The 16,928-nt window shown below is 67.3% G+C and carries 13 protein-coding genes and 1 tRNA gene; 10 read left to right on the forward strand and 4 right to left on the reverse strand.

The features are described from left to right. The first annotated feature begins 180 nt into the window (after window positions 1-180). Window positions 181-253: transfer RNA gene (locus tag AB0H52_RS19215), tRNA-Asn, on the forward strand. Between the two features lie 291 nt (window positions 254-544). Here the strand turns inward: AB0H52_RS19215 and AB0H52_RS19220 are convergent. The 4 genes from AB0H52_RS19220 to AB0H52_RS19235 form a co-directional block, all read right to left on the reverse strand. After that, on the reverse strand, window positions 545-2,023 hold the full coding sequence (locus AB0H52_RS19220) for an endo-1,4-beta-xylanase (RefSeq protein ID WP_151490957.1): 1,479 nt from the start codon (window positions 2,021-2,023) through the stop codon (window positions 545-547). A 578-nt stretch (window positions 2,024-2,601) separates the two neighbouring features. Further along, complete coding sequence (locus tag AB0H52_RS19225; protein WP_192580329.1) at window positions 2,602-3,372, reverse strand: zf-HC2 domain-containing protein; 771 nt, start codon at window positions 3,370-3,372, stop codon at window positions 2,602-2,604. A gap of 5 nt (window positions 3,373-3,377) precedes the next feature. Further along, a complete protein-coding gene (locus tag AB0H52_RS19230; RefSeq protein WP_357948980.1) occupies window positions 3,378-3,815 on the reverse strand; it encodes a DUF4913 domain-containing protein in 438 nt (145 codons plus the stop codon). Between the two features lie 87 nt (window positions 3,816-3,902). Beyond that, window positions 3,903-5,348 (reverse strand): glycoside hydrolase family 19 protein, encoded by a 1,446-nt coding sequence (locus AB0H52_RS19235; protein ID WP_357948983.1) that lies wholly within the window; start codon window positions 5,346-5,348, stop codon window positions 3,903-3,905. A 217-nt stretch (window positions 5,349-5,565) separates the two neighbouring features. Between AB0H52_RS19235 and AB0H52_RS19240 the strand changes: the two genes are divergently transcribed. The 9 genes from AB0H52_RS19240 to AB0H52_RS19280 all read left to right on the forward strand — a co-directional run bounded on the left by AB0H52_RS19240 (window position 5,566) and on the right by AB0H52_RS19280 (window position 15,953). After that, window positions 5,566-6,069 carry a DUF6668 family protein gene (locus tag AB0H52_RS19240; protein ID WP_357948986.1) on the forward strand — a complete coding sequence of 168 codons (504 nt, stop codon included), beginning with the start codon at window positions 5,566-5,568 and terminating at the stop codon, window positions 6,067-6,069. Continuing rightward, window positions 6,066-6,854: a hypothetical protein gene (locus AB0H52_RS19245; protein ID WP_357948989.1), complete on the forward strand. Its 789-nt coding sequence runs from the start codon at window positions 6,066-6,068 to the stop codon at window positions 6,852-6,854. The genes AB0H52_RS19240 and AB0H52_RS19245 overlap by 4 nt, the downstream gene beginning before the upstream one ends. A 58-nt stretch (window positions 6,855-6,912) precedes the next feature. Then, entirely contained in the window at window positions 6,913-7,230 is a 318-nt protein-coding gene (locus tag AB0H52_RS19250; RefSeq protein ID WP_151490769.1) for a hypothetical protein, read from the forward strand. A gap of 7 nt (window positions 7,231-7,237) precedes the next feature. After that, on the forward strand, window positions 7,238-7,969 hold the full coding sequence (locus tag AB0H52_RS19255; RefSeq protein WP_357948992.1) for a hypothetical protein: 732 nt from the start codon (window positions 7,238-7,240) through the stop codon (window positions 7,967-7,969). Window position 7,970: 1 nt separating this feature from the next. Continuing rightward, window positions 7,971-9,128: a hypothetical protein gene (locus AB0H52_RS19260; protein WP_151490771.1), complete on the forward strand. Its 1,158-nt coding sequence runs from the start codon at window positions 7,971-7,973 to the stop codon at window positions 9,126-9,128. A gap of 26 nt (window positions 9,129-9,154) precedes the next feature. Continuing rightward, window positions 9,155-10,648: an SCO6880 family protein gene (locus AB0H52_RS19265; protein WP_151490772.1), complete on the forward strand. Its 1,494-nt coding sequence runs from the start codon at window positions 9,155-9,157 to the stop codon at window positions 10,646-10,648. Beyond that, window positions 10,645-12,324: an ATP/GTP-binding protein gene (locus AB0H52_RS19270; protein ID WP_225854590.1), complete on the forward strand. Its 1,680-nt coding sequence runs from the start codon at window positions 10,645-10,647 to the stop codon at window positions 12,322-12,324. The genes AB0H52_RS19265 and AB0H52_RS19270 overlap by 4 nt, the downstream gene beginning before the upstream one ends. Then, window positions 12,321-14,087: a type IV secretory system conjugative DNA transfer family protein gene (locus AB0H52_RS19275; protein ID WP_225854591.1), complete on the forward strand. Its 1,767-nt coding sequence runs from the start codon at window positions 12,321-12,323 to the stop codon at window positions 14,085-14,087. The genes AB0H52_RS19270 and AB0H52_RS19275 overlap by 4 nt, the downstream gene beginning before the upstream one ends. Before the next feature lie 150 nt (window positions 14,088-14,237). Then, the gene (locus AB0H52_RS19280; RefSeq protein ID WP_151490774.1) at window positions 14,238-15,953 is read left to right on the forward strand and encodes an RICIN domain-containing protein; all 1,716 of its coding nucleotides are present in this window, start codon (window positions 14,238-14,240) and stop codon (window positions 15,951-15,953) included. The last annotated feature ends 975 nt before the right edge of the window (window positions 15,954-16,928 follow it).

Genomic DNA, 16,928 nt, shown 5'->3' on the forward strand with positions numbered 1-16,928 from the left:
CCCGCACAGACCACCGCCTCGCCTGTGCTTAACCAACCAGCAGCACAAAGCTAAACAAAATCAAGAAAATGTCTCAGTTGACTTGACAGGCTCCGCCACCTTCCGCGGGCTCGTGGTGGAACTCAGGTAGACACGCACGGCTCAGGTTGAAGCGGGTTCGAGTCCCGCACGCGCGACCATTCCGGCGTCGCCCGATCGGTAGAGCAGCGGACTGTTAATCCGTCAGGTACTGGTTCGAATCCAGTCGCCGGAGCCGAGCCCGTGTAGCTCAGGGGGAGAGCGTCGCTCTGACAAGGCGAGGGTCGGGAGTCTCTCCGCTCCCACCTATGCCCGAGCAGTTCGGTGGTAGCGAGATCAGACCTGGTCGTGTGCCCGAGTGGTCAGGAGCGGTCTGCAAAGCGGAAACGGAGGGTCGAGCCGACCGCCCCGGCCGGAGCCGAGGCGGTCGGTCACGGGGCCCCCGTTGGTGCGTCCCGCGCGTCAGTGGTTGTTGGTGAGCCAGATGCAGCGCCGCTGGACGGGTGTGTTCGTCGGGTCGTGATCCTCAGGTGAGGGAAGCGAGCCTGAACTGCTGGTTGGCCTGTCCGTTGCAGTCGTACAGCTGGACCTGTGCTCCGTTGGTGGTGCTCCAGACGTCCAGGCATCGTCCGGACTGCACGCCGGTGATGGTGCCGTTGGAGTTGATGTTCCACTGTTGGTTGGTCTGGCTGTGGCAGCTGTAGATCTGGACGGCGGCGCCGTTGCCGGAGCCTGCCGCGTCCAGGCACATGCTGCCGTACACCTGTAGTTGTTTGCCGGAGGTGTAGGTCCAGGACTGGTTGGTCTGCCTGTTGCAGTCGTAGAGCTGGACACGGGTGCCGTTGGTGCGAGAGGCGTTGGGCACGTCGATGCACCGGCCGGACTGCGCGCCCACGATCTCGCTGGCGGAGCCGGGTGGGGTGGTGGGGGTGGGGGTCGGCGTGGTGGGCGTGGGCGTGGGGCCGGGACCGGTGCTGTTCAGCGCCTCCAGGGTGGCCGTGTAGGCAGCCTTCTTGGTGCCGTTGCACTCGAAGAGCAGCGGAGTGCCGCTGGAGCGCCACGAGTCGCAGTCCCGCACCCCCCACACGGTGAGCCCGTTGCAGCGCGCCACGGCCAGGCAGTCGTTGACCACGTTGCGGTAGGTGTTGGCCTGCGTCGTGCCGGAGCCCTCGATGTCCAGCTCGGTGATCTGCACGTCCACCCCGAGGGCGGCGAAGCTGGACAGCGTCGTGCGGTAGTTGCTGTTGTACGGTGAGTTGGGGTTGAAGTGCGACTGGAACCCCACGCAGTCGATCGGTACGCCACGAGACTTGAAGTCGCGCACCATGTTGTACACGGCCTGCGTCTTGGCCCAGGTCCAGTTGTCGGTGTTGTAGTCGTTGTAGCAGAGCTTCGCGTCCGGGTCCGCCGCGTCGGCGGCGCGGAACGCCGCCTCGATCCAGTCGTTGCCGGTGCGCTGCAGGTTCGAGTTACGACGGGCACCGCTGTTGCCGTCCTCGAAAGCCTCGTTCACCACGTCCCACGAGTAGATCTTGCCCCGGTAGTAACCGGCCACCCGGTTGATGTGGTTGAGCATCGCGTTGCGCAGCGCGGTGCCCTCCATGCTCTGCATCCAGCCCGGCTGCTGCGAGTACCAGGCCAGGGTGTGGCCGCGGACCTTCCAACCTCGCGAGAGGGCGTGGTTCACGATCCGGTCCGCGTTGCTGAACGTGAAATTGTTCTGCTGCGGCTCGGTCGCGTCGATCTTCATTTCGTTCTCGGGCGTGACGGCGTTGAACTCGCGGTTCAGGATCGTCGTGTACGCGCTGTCGCTGAGCTTGTTCGCGGCGACGGCGGCACCGAAGTACCGGCCGGACTGCGCCGCGGCGGCACCGAGAGTCGTCTCGGCGGCCTGAGCGAGATTGGGCAGCAGCGACACGACAAGGGCCGCAACTATCGCGGCCGTTCCGGAAATAGTGAGTGTTCGTAGACGGGTACGCCCGGGGGGACGGGTCCGGGAAATCATGCTGATCCTCCAGTGGTGGGGGTGGGGCGGTCTCTGTCGGGGGTTTCGGGTGGATGCCCTGCTCGGATCTGCGGCCACGCTGCTGAGTGCGCCCGATCGGGTCGGGGTCCACGTCCGGCGACCACCCGGAGGGGAGTTGGGTCGAGCCGCCTGATCAGGGGGTGGATGGTGGTGATGAGTCGGCTCGGTCGCCCGCCGGGACGTGGTTGCGGGCGCTGGGCTCTCCAGGTGGTGGACGTGGTCACCCTGGCGGTGACGGGCCTGACGGTCGGGTGAGGCGCCTCCGGTGTCGAAAGGATCTTGTTAACGTTCACACCGATCGATGGCTCTCAGGCTGGCAGAAAGTTCCAGGATTTTCAACCGGTAGTTTCGGGCCCGTTACGGATCAGACGATTCGGGTTCGGGAGCCCTGTGGCGCGCAAGATCAAATAATGCTGGGACCTCTCGGGCGGCAACCGGTACATGCTGGACGCCGACCCGACGTGGACCACCCAGACGGCAGCCGGGGTCAGGTCGGCGAGGTTGGAGCTGGCGAGAAGGGCCCGGACGCTGTCGCGCTCGGCTTCGGTACTGCCGAACTACCGTGTCGCCGGCGTGGTGCTCAGGTACGCCGAAACGGTGACGCTGCCGTCGGCGCGGACGATGGTGACGAAGGACAGCCGGTCGACGGCGACCGGCACGTCGCCGAACACATTCTCGGCCTTGCCCTCACTGGTCCAGTTGACGACGGGGATGGCCGCCCCGTCGGTCGTCGTCGCGTACATCCGGTAGCCGGTCGCGGCGCTCAGACCGGTGACCGTGGCCTCGACGGACGTGCCGGAGGTCGTCGGTTTCACCAGGATCGACATGGAGACCCCGGTGGAGCGGTCCGAGGCCGACGCCGTCACCGCGACGGGGATCGGCTCCGGTGCCGTGTCGGAATTGCGGCCCAGGAGGCCGTTGAGCACGAAACCGCCGGATACCAGCACCAGCGCAAGCACCAGCCCGGTCTGGACGAGCAGCCGTAGGCGCCAGGCCGACGGCCGGTTCGTGCCAGGCGGCGTCCCGGCGGCGGTGGTCCAACCGGTCAGGTGCCCGATGTCGTGCGCGAAGAAGCGGATGAAGCGCTCTGGGGCGGGTCCACCCCGACTGAGCGGTCCGAATTCTTCCACAAGGCCGTCACGGTCCTCGTCGACGAGCAGCGTGATCGCTACGAGGGCTTCGCAGACCTCCACGGCGGTGGTGCGACACGAGGCGCAGTCCGACAGATGGTTCTCGATGCGTTCACCGTCGGCCGCGCCGAGCTGGTCGGCGTAGTACGGCCCGAGCAATTCGGCAACGTGCGGTCCGTCGCTGACAACGTCACCCACGGCGCTCAGCTTTCCAGCGGCAGCGGCGCGCCGAATTCTTCGATCGGTGGCGTTTCCTTCGGCCGGTGTGCGCCCGCCTTGCAGCCCGCGAAAGGTCCGTCCGGCGCCCGCAATGTGTTCATGATCGGCATGAGGAAATCGCGATGCCACATTGCCGGGCCGGTGGCCTCGGCGCCGGCCCCGGTCAACGCCTGCCAGGCGAGCCACAGAGAGTGCAGGTGGCCGACGGCAGACATGTGCTGCCACCACTGCGGGCACCACGGACGCGTCGACGAGGTCTCCTGCCCGTAGATCGGCAGGAGTAGGCCGTGCACCCATCGAGCGAGTAGGTCCAGCTCGATGGAGTACGCCGGGTCAGGCAGGTACAGAATGAAGAATGGCTGCGGTTCGGGAACCGGCGCGTCCGATGTGGAGTTTGCGCCGTTCTCCGTTTCGGTGGTCATCGGGATTGGTTCTCCTGCTCCAGATCGGGTGGCGTGGGTAGCTCCACTTTGAAAACGGCTGGATGTTGCAGATGGTTCACGGCCCGATCAACAGGTGAGGTTTCCGCCAGGATCCACGCCGAGTAACTCGCAGAACTTCCGGTACGCGGACACCCGGGACCCGACCGCGTCCGGCCGCTTCCCGCCGCATTCAAGATAGCCGTTGATGATCCGGATCGTTGCGCCGAAGCCACCCGTTCCGGTGATCGCCGAGTGCGGCGACCCCCCACCCCTCATCCAGAACCACAGTGCCGTGCCCCAGGCAACCGTGGAGTTCGTGCTCACCAGTTCGGGCCGGTGGAGGAGGTCGTAACCGAGGTCGTTCCCGGCCGCATAGTAGTTGTAGTTCCAGCTGAGCTGGATGGGCCCTCGACCGTGGTATGCCCGTACTCCGGCGGGGCAACCGTACGGGGCGCTCGACTGGCAGTAGTTCCCCCAGGCACTCTTGTTGAGCTCCTCGACGTAGATCAGGCCGCCGGACTCGTGGTTCACGTTGGCGAGGAATGCCGCTAATTCACGCTTGCCGACGTCGCCGGACCCGCTGGCGAAAGCCGGGTATTTCGCCATCGCCTGGGTCAATCCCGCGTAGCTGTAGAACGGGATGGCTCTCGGGAACATCTTCCTGAAGACCGCCTCGTCGAATCCGCTTCCGGACGGCGGTTTCGCCGGCGATGTCCCCGTTTCGGTCCCGCCGGGTGGGCCCGTGCCAGCCCCGCCGGGTGAGCCCGTGCCAGCCCCGCCCGGTGAGGGAGACGGGGGCGGGGTGGGGGTCGTCTCATGGCTCCGGAAGGACTCGAACTGGGAACGCACCTCGTAGGGGTACGCTAGGAGGCCGATCGGAACGGTGCCGAGGGTCTTGATGCTCTCGATTCCGATGTTCCATGCCAGCAACGTCAGCGTGAGTCTGTCACCTGTCAGTTCGCCGTTGTCGATGAGCTCACCGACCTGGTCGCTCAGTGCGCACAGGTACCGCGCCTGCGCGTGGATCGAATCCACCGGGTCCAGGACTGACGCGGTGCCGTTACCGTCGTCGTCCTTGCCGTACGTCGCGAAGATGTCGTCCGGGATCTGGGCGATCCCGCGTTGGTCGTCAGGCCCCACCGCCTCCCGCCGGAACTGCGACTCCACCTGAATCTGGGCGGCGAGCACAATTGGGCTGATCACGTCACACTCGTCGCCGGCGTCCTTCAGTGCCTGCACGACGTCGGGGAGCGGAACGTTCTTCTCGTCGAGGGTGCCCTTGCCGTCGTCCTTGAGCACGTCGTCGAGGGCACCCGAGCCGTTGCCTCCCGGCTGGCTGTCGACTGGAGTGTGCTGCGCTATCGACCCTCCGACGATCGCCACGATGCACAGGAGGCAGATCAGGGCGACGAGGAGGAGCGGCCAGAAGGCCAGGACGGCGACAATGATGCCGGTGGTCTGGCCGGCGTCCGGCTGCTTCGGCGTCGCCTCGGCAACTGCTGCCCGTGCCCGTGCATTGCGTGTGCTAGCCATCCGCCCCTCGTGTCGGCTCTATCGTCGGCAGCCGTCGGGGTGGCCCCGATGACGTCGTCTGCTCAAGGAACGGACGAGGGTGCCAGTGGTTCACTGCACGGCTCCGTGAACCGTCTTGATTTTTCTCCGTTGTCAGCTGAGTTGCTGACGGCACAGTGGTGACAAGGCGGGAACTGGGATGAGCGTTCGGGTGCGGCGGGTGTACCGGCCTGCCCCCATGTCCGCGATCGACGGAGACGCGGGTGACCGGGAACACTCGGGCCGGGAGCCGCGCGGCGGGCTGAGCCGGACCGGCGTGGGCTGGGTCGCGGCTCATGGCGGATGCGGCGCGACGACTTTGGCGAACGTGCTCGGTGGGACCGATCTCGGATGCCGGTGGCCCCAGCCGGGCCGTGCGGAGCCGGCGCGGATCTTCCTGGTCGCGAGAACGCATGCGTACGGCCTGCAAGCCGCGTCGCGTGCCCTGAACGCCATGCGTGAGAGCAGGCACCCGGACGGGATGGAACTCATCGGCGTGGTCGCCGTGGCCGATGCCCCCGGGTCTCTGCCCCGGGTCCTGGTCAGTCAGATCCGTCTGCTGCGTTCGGTTGCTCCGGTGCATCGGATTCCCTGGATTCCGGACTGGCGGCTCGGTCAGCATCCGAGTCGGTTGCCCCGGCAGGTGGAGTCACTCGAGCGGCGGGTCCGAGAGCTGGGCTCCTACCACCCTGGCGGGCAATGATGACCGGCACCATCAATTGGCCTCGCCTGTCGGCCGCCCTGGCCACGCTGGCGCTCGTCTGGGTCGTGACCGCAGGGCTGCCCGCGGGCGGCCGGGAAGCATCGGTGACCCTCGCGGCCGCGGCCGGGTCGCTCGCTATGCCTCCGCCTCCGGACCCGGAGCCGGAGGTGGAGCCGGCTCCGACTCCGACGAGCGGGTATCCACCGTGGCACATGAAATTCAGGAACAAAATGGGTGCGACCGTGACGTTTTGCTGGGCCCTCGAACCGAGCGCCCCCGGACAGCACTGTGGTGGCCAGAAGCTGACTGCCCAGAGTTGGGACGTTGATATCCCTTACCAGCCGGGCGACCGGATATTTGTGTGGGCCAAGGTCGTTGCCGGCCAAGACACCAACCATTATGAGGCCACGGGTGCGGCCAACTGCACCATCAGCGGTGCGACAATTTCGAGTAAGTTCGACTGCGACAATCCGGGCATGCCGCCTCCGGTGTTCCCGGAGCCGAGCATTTCGCCGTTCAATCCGCTGGCGCAGAACGGCGCTTATCAGAAACCCGCACTGGTAAATCTGCTGAACGTGCTGGCGTGGTGCGTGTCGGCGGCCGGAGTCGGTGGGCTCCTCTTCATTGGCACCCAGATGGCGCTGCAGGTGCGTCTCGGTTATCCCGGCCGGTCCGCCGAACTGCGGCAGGAGGTCATTATTGTTGCTGTCGCCTGCATCATCGCAGCGGCGGTTGGTCCTATCGTCATGTTTCTGGATATCGCAGCCGCTCTCGACGAATTCTGAAGACCGCTTTTTTCTGCCGGCGTTCGCATCAACCCGGCCCCGATATCGGAGGTAGATCATGTCCAGGTACCTCACTTACCTCGACGCCCTGTTGAGGCTGCTGCCGCAGGCCGCTGTGCCGCAGCCCGACCGGGGTGGTGCCGCGCCGCCGGTTCTGGTGGGCCTGGTCACGCTCGGGCTCAACATCATCGCGTGGGCCGGCACCGCCGCTGGCGTGGCCGGTGTGCTCATCACCGGGACGATGATGGCCATCTCGCACAAGCGCGGGGAGACGTCCGAGCACATGAGCCGGCTCGGCTTGGTCCTCGGCGGTTGCATTCTGGTCGCCTCGGCCGGTCCGCTGGTCTCGTTCGTCTTCGATTTCAACGCCGGGTGAGTGCGACGTGCTGAGACTGCTCGGGTCCGCTCCGGTTCGCGACGACGAGGAGCGGCCCTACTGGTCGCAACGGAGCTGGCAGCTCTCGGCCGGGTTCGTCGCCGTCGTGCTGGTCGTCGGGTTGTTCGCCCTGCTGGTCAAGCCGGACGATGCGCAGGAGACGAGTTCCACTCAGTCGGTGCGGATCGACGCCGGACCGGGGCAGCGGCCGGACGGCTGCCAGACCGACGACTCCGCGCAGGGGGCGCCGGTGCGCGCTCCGAACGACGTGACGTGGCGGGAGTTGAACGGCGGTAGCATCCCGGTCTCCCGGTCGGCTGGTCCACGGGTGCTGGGCGGTCCGCTGCTGTGGTGCTTTGCGCACACCCCGATGGGTGCGGTGCTGGCGGCGAACGTCATTCCTCGGCAGTTGAGCGGACGTGATTGGGCCCAAGTCGCGGAGCGACAGATCATTCCTGGCGAAGACCGAGAGATCTTCGTGTCGATGCGTGCCACCTATGTGGAGCCGGCAGGCACGCAGTCGGTCGCCTCGCTGGCCGGGTTTTCGCTGGTCTCCTATTCGGATTCTGCCGCCACGGTCCGAATATTGATGAGCTTCACGCAGGGGATGGCCGTCACGGAGTACACCGTCGCTTGGTCCGGGGGAGACTGGAAGATCAAGCCACTGCCCAGCGGGGATCTCCACACGGCGATAATTCCCATGTCGACCTCCAGCGGTTTTATCATGTGGAAGGTGTGACATGCCGGATTGCAGCTCCGGAGACGCCTCCTACGGCGGCCCGTTCGGGTGGGCGTGGAAACTCGCGGACCAGGGGATCGACGGCATCCTCAAAGGGCTCGCCTCGGCGATTATCGAAGCGGCCGTCAACCTCTTCGCCAGCGTGGCGGACACCGTTCCGACCCTGTCCGCGGACCCCGAGTTCAATCACAAGCTCGGGCTGCAGACCAACTGGCTGGTGCTCGCGATCGCGGTGGCCTCACTGCTGGTCGCCGCAGCGCGGATGGCCATGGAACGTCGCGGACAGGCCGGTGTGACCGCACTCAAGGGCATGCTCCGCGTCCTGCTGACAGCCGGCGCGGGCGCCTTCATCGTCGGTGAGCTGGCCATCCTGTCGGACCAGTACACCAACCACCTGTACCAGGCAGGCGTCAAGGAGCAGCTCAAGGTCATCAACGGCTGCGGCAGCCTGGACATCTCCACCTTCCTCCTGATCGTTATCGGCCTGCTGCTGCTGATCGCCGGCGTCATCCACGTCATCATGCTGTACCTGCGGCTCGGCATCATGGTGCTGCTCCTGGGCACCCTGCCACTCGCCGCCGCGGCGTCGATGACCGAATGGGGTTCGTCGTGGTGGCGCAAGCACATCGCGTGGATGGTGGCCTGGCTGGTCTACAAGCCGGCCGTGGGTCTGATCCTCTACGCGGGCACAACGATGATCGCCTATGGAGGCAGCGAGGGAGGGCTACAGCAACGGATCGCCGGGTGCGGAGTTCTGCTGATGTCCGCCGTCGCGATGCCGGCGTTGCTACGGCTGATCGTCCCCGCCGCGGCGGCCCTCGGCTCCTCGGACTCGTCCGGCGCTGTGGTCGGCGGCGCTGCCGCCGCGACGGGCGCGGTCGCCTCGGGCGCGGCGCGCCTGGCGAGTCGCGGGCAACAAGCGGCCAGCCGCGGTGCCAGTGGTGCTCGTGGAGCCAGTGGAGCCGGCGGCGCCACCGGTGGCCGGGGAGCCGCTGGCGCCGGCGTGGCCGGTGCCGCCGGGATGGCCGCGAGCGGCGCGGTGAAGGCTGCGGCGACGACCGCCGCGGTGGCCGCACGGGCCGTGACCACCACCCACCAGACCGCCGGGCGGATCGCCGACGGCGCCTTGCCGACCGCGATCGACGGTGGCGACCGCTAGCGAGCCGGACAACAGGAGCGCAAAGAGTGAGTACTGAAGTAGTCAAGACGCGGACGTACGGCAACTGGCGCCAGCCGCGGAAGGCAGGGCTCGGGCCGTTCGGGCTGGTGGGCACCGTAGGCCTGTTCGGCGGCCTGGTGGTGGTCCTGCTCGCGTCCATGATCTCCATCGGTGTAGCCCTGATCATGGCGGTGATAGGTGCGGTGGCGCTGGGCCCGCTGGCCATCCGTACGCCGGACGGCCGCAACGTCTACAACATGATGTCGGTGCGGATCGGCTGGTCCCGCCGGCGGGCCAATGGAAGCACCACCTATGTCTCCGGTCCGCTCTCCGCCCGTCCGGGCGGTCGCTTCCGGCCACCGGGCATGTTGAGCAAGGTCACGATGCTGGAGGGCCTGGACCCGTACGGGCGCCGCTTCGGTGTCCTGCACCACCGCTACCGCAACCTCTACACGATCGTGCTGGGCTGCGAGCCCGACGGCGGGTCACTCGTCGACGACGACCAGAGTGACATCTGGGTGGCGCAGTGGGGTGACTGGCTCGCCCGGCTGTCGCACGAGCCGGATCTGCGCGGTGCCGCGGTCGTCGTGGAGACCGCGCCGGACCCGGGCACCCGGCTGGCCAGCGAAGTTCTCACCCGCATCTCGCCGGACGCCCCGCCGGTCGCCCAGCAGGTGATGCAGGAGGTCGTCGAGCGCTATCCGGATGCGTCGTCGGAGATGAACACGTACGTCACCCTGACGTACGGGCTGCGGAGCGGAACCCGGCGCGGTTCCGACGAGATTCTCACCGAGCTCGCACTTCGCATCCAAGGCCTGATCAGTGGCCTGATCAGCGCGGGTGGTGGCGCCGCCACGCCGCTGTCCGCCGAACGGATCGCCGAAGTCGTCCGGGTCGCCTACGACCCCGCGGTTTCGGCCGACGTGAACGACATCCGAGCCCAACACGGCGGTACCGGCCTGGAGTGGAACGACGCGGGACCAGCCGCCGCCGTGGAGAAGGTCGACGCCTACCACCACGATTCGGGCGTCTCGCGCAGCTGGCTTCTCACGCTCGCGCCGCGCGGAACGGTGCGTTCCAGCGTGTTGCGTTCACTACTCGACCCGGCAGTCGGCATCCGGCGGAAGCGGGTGGCTCTGCTGTACCGACCGATCGATCCGGCGACGTCCGCGAAGATTGTCGAGTCGGACCGGCGCGCGGCCCAGTTCATGGCCAATTCCACCCGTGGACCGATCCGGGCGCGGTCAATGACGGAGGTCGCCGCGACCGAGCAGACCGCAGCCGAGGAGGCGGCCGGTGCCGGGCTCGTGGAGTTCTCGATCGTCGTCACGGTGACGGTGGAGTCCGCCGAGGAGATCGCCGACGCCAACGCGACGATGCGGAACCTGCTCGGAGCCTCCCGCCTGTCGATGCGGGCCGCCGACCGGATGCAGGCGGCCGCGTTCACCTGCGCGCTGCCGGTGGGCATCCTGCCCTGGGAGCAGACGCTGATCCCTCGCGAGTTTCAGGAGGCATTGTGAGCACAGGGTCGGCACTGGACCGGCTCATCGTCCCGCCCTTCGCGGCGCAGGAGCTGGAGCCCGACGAGATCGGCGATCAGTCACCGAGGGCGCGGCGCAAGGAGGCAATCCGGCAGCGCAAGGCGGATCAGGCCGAGCAGCGCAGGCGGGCGTACGCGGCGAAGCGCAACCGGGACGACTTCATACCGCACCGCGGATCGTACGGGCTCGCCGGCGGCCGGGTCGCTCCGATGGATCCGCCGGCCATGTGGCGCGCCACCAGTGTGCAGGCGTGTGGCCTCTGGCCGTTCGTCTCGGGGTCGGGTGCGCCGTCGGTCGGCGTGCCGCTGGGCCAGCACCTCTCGACTGGTGCGACGGTCTGCGGTGACCCGTTGAACTGGTTCACCCGCGCCCGTTACATCTCCAACCCGTCGCTGTTCATGCTCGGGATGCCGGGTCTGGGCAAATCCACGCTGATCAACCGCATGCTCATCGGTCTGGCGGCGCAAGGGGTGGTCCCGTTGGTGCTGGGCGACCTCAAGCCGGACTACGCCGACACCGTACGGGCACTGGGGGGTCAGGTCATCTCCATCGGCCGTGGCGTCGGTGGCCTCAACGTCCTGGACCCCGGAGCGATGGGCGCCGCGGCGGCGAAGATCGGCGGCCGCGCCGGGGAAACGCTGCTGGCCGAGACCCACGGCCGGGTGCTCAACATGGTGGCCGCACTGCTGACCATCGTTCGTGGTCAGGCGATCACCGATCACGAGCAGTCCGTGCTCTCGGCGTGCCTGCGTCACCTTCGCGACCGCACGCCGGAAGGCCACGCCGTGCACCTGGGTGACCTGTTGGCGGTACTGCAGGAAGGCCCCGACGAGGTCCGCCAGTTCACCCTCGACCGTGGCGAGGAGTCGCGGTACCGCGACGCGGTCGACCCTTTGCACCGATCGCTGCTGGGCATCCTCGATGGTCCACTCGGCACCACGTTCTCGTCCACGACCTCGACCCACATCGATCCCGATGCCACCGCCGTGTGCATCGACATCTCCCGCATTGGCGAGGCGGACGGCCAGCTCACCGCGGCTGCGATGCTCGCGGCCTGGTCGGACGGGCTCGGCACGGTCGCTGCGTCGCATGCGCTCGCCGACGCCGGGCTGGCGCCCAGACGGTGGTTCTTCACGGTCCTCGATGAGCTGTGGCGGCCGTTGCGCGCCGCGTCCGGCATCGTCGACCGCATCGACGCGCTGACTCGGCTCAACCGGTCGCTCGGCCTGGCCGACTCGAAGATCACCCACACTCTGAAGGACGCGGAGGCGCTGGGCAGCGAGTCCGACAAGGCGAAGGCACGCGGCTTCGTCGAGCGAGCTGGCATGGTGGTCTGCGCCGGCCTGCCGCGTGCCGAGATGGAGGAGCTGAGCAAGGTGGTCGGCCTGTCGCGTCGAGAGATCGATCTGGTCTCCTCCTGGTCGTCGCCGCCCGGCTGGGCACAGAACGGCGACAACGAGGAACCCCCCGGGCGCGGCCGTTTCCTGGTCAAGGTCGGTGGCCGTCCGGGCATCCCGATCCGGATGTCGATCACCGAGACCGAGCGGCGTCTGCACGACACGAACACCCGATGGGTGGCCAACGGCCACGCGGACGAGGTAGGGGCCGCGCGCGAACAGGAGCGAGCCGACTTCACTCCCGAGGATGCCTGGTGAGCGCGCGAGGCGGGGTCGGGGTCGGGAGCAGTGAGGTCATGGCCTGGCTCATCCCCGGCGTCGCCGTGCTCAATTTCATCGTCTTCGGTGTCCTCTGGCTGGGCGGTACGCTCGGATTCGCGGTGACCGGCAACGGCTGGCATCCGCCGCCGTTCAGCGGCGGCGTCTACCGGCGACTGTTGACCGGCGAGGTCGCGGCCGTCTGGCCCGGCATCTCCCCGTCCGTTGTCTACACCACCGCCGTCCTGCTGCTCGCCGTTGCGGTGTCTCTGATCGTTCTGATCGTCCTCAAGGTCGCCGGTCGGGTGTCCGCGAAGTCGAGCGGACTGGCGGGCCGACGGGAGATGGCCGGCCTGATGCCCGAGCAGGCCGCGGCGCGGGCCCGGGACCTGCGTCCGTCGCTGAAGGGCGTGCGTGAGCTCGCACCCGACGACATCGGCAACCTCCTCGGTGACCTGGACCCGGATGGGCCGGAGCTGCGGTCCTCCTTCGAGGACGTCGAACTCGACCTGATGGCACCCCGTGCCGGCAAGTCCACCGGGATTGCCATCCCGCGGCTGCTCCGGGCGCGGGGAGCGGTGCTGCTCACCTCGAACAAGTCCGACGTCTTCACCGTAACCCGGCAGGAACGCGCCAAGGTCGGCCGTGTCTGGACCTTCGACCCGCAGGGCATCGCGCACTCTCCGCGCGAGATGTGGTGGGACATGCTGGCCGGCTGCGACACCATCGAGGGCTCGCGCCGGCTTGCCGGGCATTTCGTCAGCTCCGTCAACGACGACTCGGCGAAGAAGGACTTCTGGATTTCGGCCGCACAGAACACGCTCACCGCACTGTTCCTGGCCGCGTGCCGAGGAGGACGGTCGGTTTCCGACCTGCTGGCCTGGCTCGCCGACCCGGCCGACCGGACACCGATCGACATCCTGCGCGACGTCGGAATGGCCCCCATGGCCGAGCAGTTGCAGGGGACCGTACGCGGCGCGGTGGAGACCCGCGACGGCATCTACGAGACCGCCCGGCAGTGCGCCGCCTGCCTGCTCGATCCGGAGATCGTCGCCTGGGTCAGCCCCGACCCGCTCCTGCCGGAATTCATCCCGTCCCAGCACGTCATCAGCCGTGACACGCTGTACCTGCTGTCCAAGGACGGCGGCGGTTCGGCGGCCGGGGTGATCGCCGGCCTTGCCGACATGACGCTACGGGCGGGCGTGGTGGCGGCCGAACGCATGGGCGGCCGTCTCGACCCGCCGATGACCGCGGTGCTCGACGAGGCGGCCAACGTCTGCCGGATCAGTGACCTGCCCGACCTGTACAGCCACCTCGGCTCGCGCGGCATCAACGTGGTGACGCTCCTGCAGAGCTACCGTCAGGGTGCCCGGGTCTGGGGCGATGCCGGCATGGACGCCCTGTGGAGCGCCGCCACCATCAAGCTGCTCGGCGCCGGTCTCGACGACGCCGACTTCGTCGACAAGGTTTCCCGCCTGGTCGGACAGCGGGATGTGAAAACGCCGAGCTGGTCCAGTAGCCGCGATGGACGATCACGCTCGGTTTCGTACCGCCAGGAGCCGATCCTGCCACCTGACAAGATCAGGGCGCTGCCGAAGGGGACAGCGATTCTGCTCGCCACGGGAATCCGACCCGCCCTGATCCGCCTACGCCCCTGGTACAAGGAGCCGAACTCGGCCGTCATCTCGAAGGCCGCGAAGGAGGAGGTGGACGGCATCACCCGCCGCGCAGCCGCCGCCTGGGCAGGCGACACCGCTCGATGACGCGTCCGGGTCGACTGTCGCTGTGTTCGGGGTCGGCTCGGCGCCGCACTGTCGGCAGGGTTGACGAGGCTCATCTCGCGTGAACCGGCGAGGCCATTTCGCCGTTGTAAGTCCGACTCTGTTTCCTGACTTGGCCGTAAAGGTGCGTCGATGACCTCGTCCAGCAGCCAAAAGACCCGATGGATCCGACTGCGGCTGCCCGCGAAGGACCGCCGCCGCGTGGTGATTGCCGGGTTGAGCCTCGTGACCCTGGGCGCCGGCGTGTTGCCGTTGGGGGGCGACCTGACCGCGTCGGCCAACGCGGAAAAGCTCGTGGGCAAGGCCGTGCCGGCCGCGCTGACGGAAACCATCGTCGCTGCCGCGCTGTCGTGCCGCTCGTTGAACCCGGCACGCCTGTCGGCGCAGATCATGGTGGCGTCAAAGTTCGCCTCCGATCAGAGCAACGGCATCGCCGGGCTCACCGCCGCCGAATGGAACCGCTGGCGTCCCGCCCAGAATGCGGACCGGGGCGACAGCGCGGACAACATCCACGCCCTCGCCCACAAGACCTGTGACCTCGTCGGCCAGGTACGCTTCGCCGGTCTCACCGGCGACATGTGGCCGCTGGCCCTGGCGGCCGACAAGGTCGGGATTGACGCGGTCGTGGCGAGCAAGGGCGTACCCGCCTCCGCCAAGTCCTACGTCAAGCGTGTCAAGGCGTACGCGAACTGGTACGCCGAGCAGACGCCGTTCCGCGTCGAGTCGCCGAACGGCGCGGTGTCGCGGCCGCAGCCCGGCGCGATCCGGGTGCCGGACACGTACGTCGACCTGATTCGGAAGGCCGGCAGCATCTGTCCGCTGGTCACCGCCCCGCGTATCGCGGCGCAGTTGATGGCGATGTCGAAGTTCGATCCGAAGGCGCGCTCGGCGGACGGCGGTCTGGGCATCGCGCAGTTCACGCCCGACCTGTGGCGGCAGTACGGGTCGTCGCCCGATTCGGTGTGGAAGGCGGAGGAGGCAATTCCCGCGCTTGGCATGGCGATGTGCGACTATGTCTCGCAACTCGGTGGCCTGAGCGGTGCCGACCCGTACCGGATGGCGCTCGCCGCGTTCCAGTGGGGTGAGGACGCCGTGCGGGCCGCCAACGGCACACCGAAGGCCAATGTCCCACAGCTCTCGGACGCCACGATGCGATACGTCGCGGCGTACGAGAAGGACCCGCGCCTCACCGCGGGGGCCGTGCCGTCCCCGTCCCCGTCCCCGGGCGGTCCCACGACCCCCTCCGGCGGAAAGCCGACGACCGGGGCGACGGTTCCTGCGACGCCGGGCGGAACGACGCCCGCGCCCGGCGGGCCGACCACTCCGGCGCAGGAGCCGACCACTCCGGCTCAACAGCCGACCACGCCGACGAGCATTGGCGGATTCAAGGTCGGCCTGAACTACCAGCTGATCAACGACTGGACGGGCTCGGTGGCGCAGATTCCGTACTCGGACTCCAACAAGACGGTCGGCGAGCACGTCACGCTGTGGGTGAACAAGCACCAGAAGGACCAGTTCTGGAAGCTCACGGCCTCGCAGGGCTACGCCGTGTGGGTCAACACGTACAGCGGCCTCGCAATGGGTATCGAACCGGGTGGCACCTGGAACGGCGCGAAGGTGCTGCAGGTGAAGCTCAACCCCACGGATCATTTCCAGCAGTGGAAGATCGAGAACGCGGGCGGTGGCCGCCTGCACATCCGTAACCGGGCGACCGGAAAACTGTTGGAGATCCTCGGCGCCGACGTGGCGCCCACCGCCGATGACGGCACCTGGAACGGCCACTGGCTGGAGCAGTGGGACGAGATCCCTGGTCAACGCGACCAGCGCTGGAGCCTTGTCCACGAATAAGTCGAGCGTCTTGTTCTAGCAGATCAAGCAATCACATCCGGAGGTTACGGTGGACAGGGTATACGAGCAGCGTCCGAAAAAGGAATATTCGAAGCGAAAGCTCACCCTCGACGCTATCGCGGTCGTGAGAAGAGATATTGTTAGTAACGTAGACCTGAGTGAACCAATTCGCAGAAGTGCACGCCTGGAGTTGGACAGGATGATTCGTCAGGCGAACATCAACCTCGATCGAAGGCGGGCGGACAAGCGGCCGGGGCGCAACTTCATTCGTAAAGGCTACGGCTATGCACGAATGGGATACAGGACGCTTAGAGGGCCGGCGGGAATGGTGAGGTCGGCGAGTAAGGCTCGGGACAGAGTCGGGGCTGCGAGACTCATGGGGCGGCAGCAGGAAATTTGGCGCTACGTAAACGCAATGATGCGTGACTGCCCAACCGTGAAAAGTCTGTACGAACAGGGGCAGTTGCCGAAATCTGTCCGGGATAACCTGTTTGTCGAGCCACATCTCAGAATGCAAGATCCCAACGAAATGTACGGTCGCATACGCTCCGCGGCCAGCTCTGGTGTGGCCGCCGAGCGTGGGCAGTTTCATTCGCCCATTGCTATGCCTACATCAAGCCTCGGGCTTACCGGCACTGACACATCAGCGTATCAATATGATCGAGTCCATCACGCTGCTCACTATCCCGCGGCTCCTCGACAACAAGTTCCTTCGGGGACCGCTGAGGTCAACGCCAATCTGGCCAGGACCTTTGAGGAACTCACGTCTCAGATGTCGACCCTCACCGCTCAACTCGCGGCCCTTCAGGGCTTGTCCCACCAGGGCGCTCCCCACCAGGGCGCTCCCTACCAGGGCGCTCCCCACCCGGGCGCGCGCATGGCGGTGGGTCCTGCGCACGGTCGATCCAGCGACTGGGCTGGCTTGAGCAGTCCTGCCCTAGCCGGCGGCGGCTTAGGCCGTGCTTCGCTGCCCAG

Source organism: Micromonospora sp. NPDC050695, assembly GCF_040654415.1.
In the GTDB taxonomy this organism is placed as follows: domain Bacteria; phylum Actinomycetota; class Actinomycetes; order Mycobacteriales; family Micromonosporaceae; genus Micromonospora.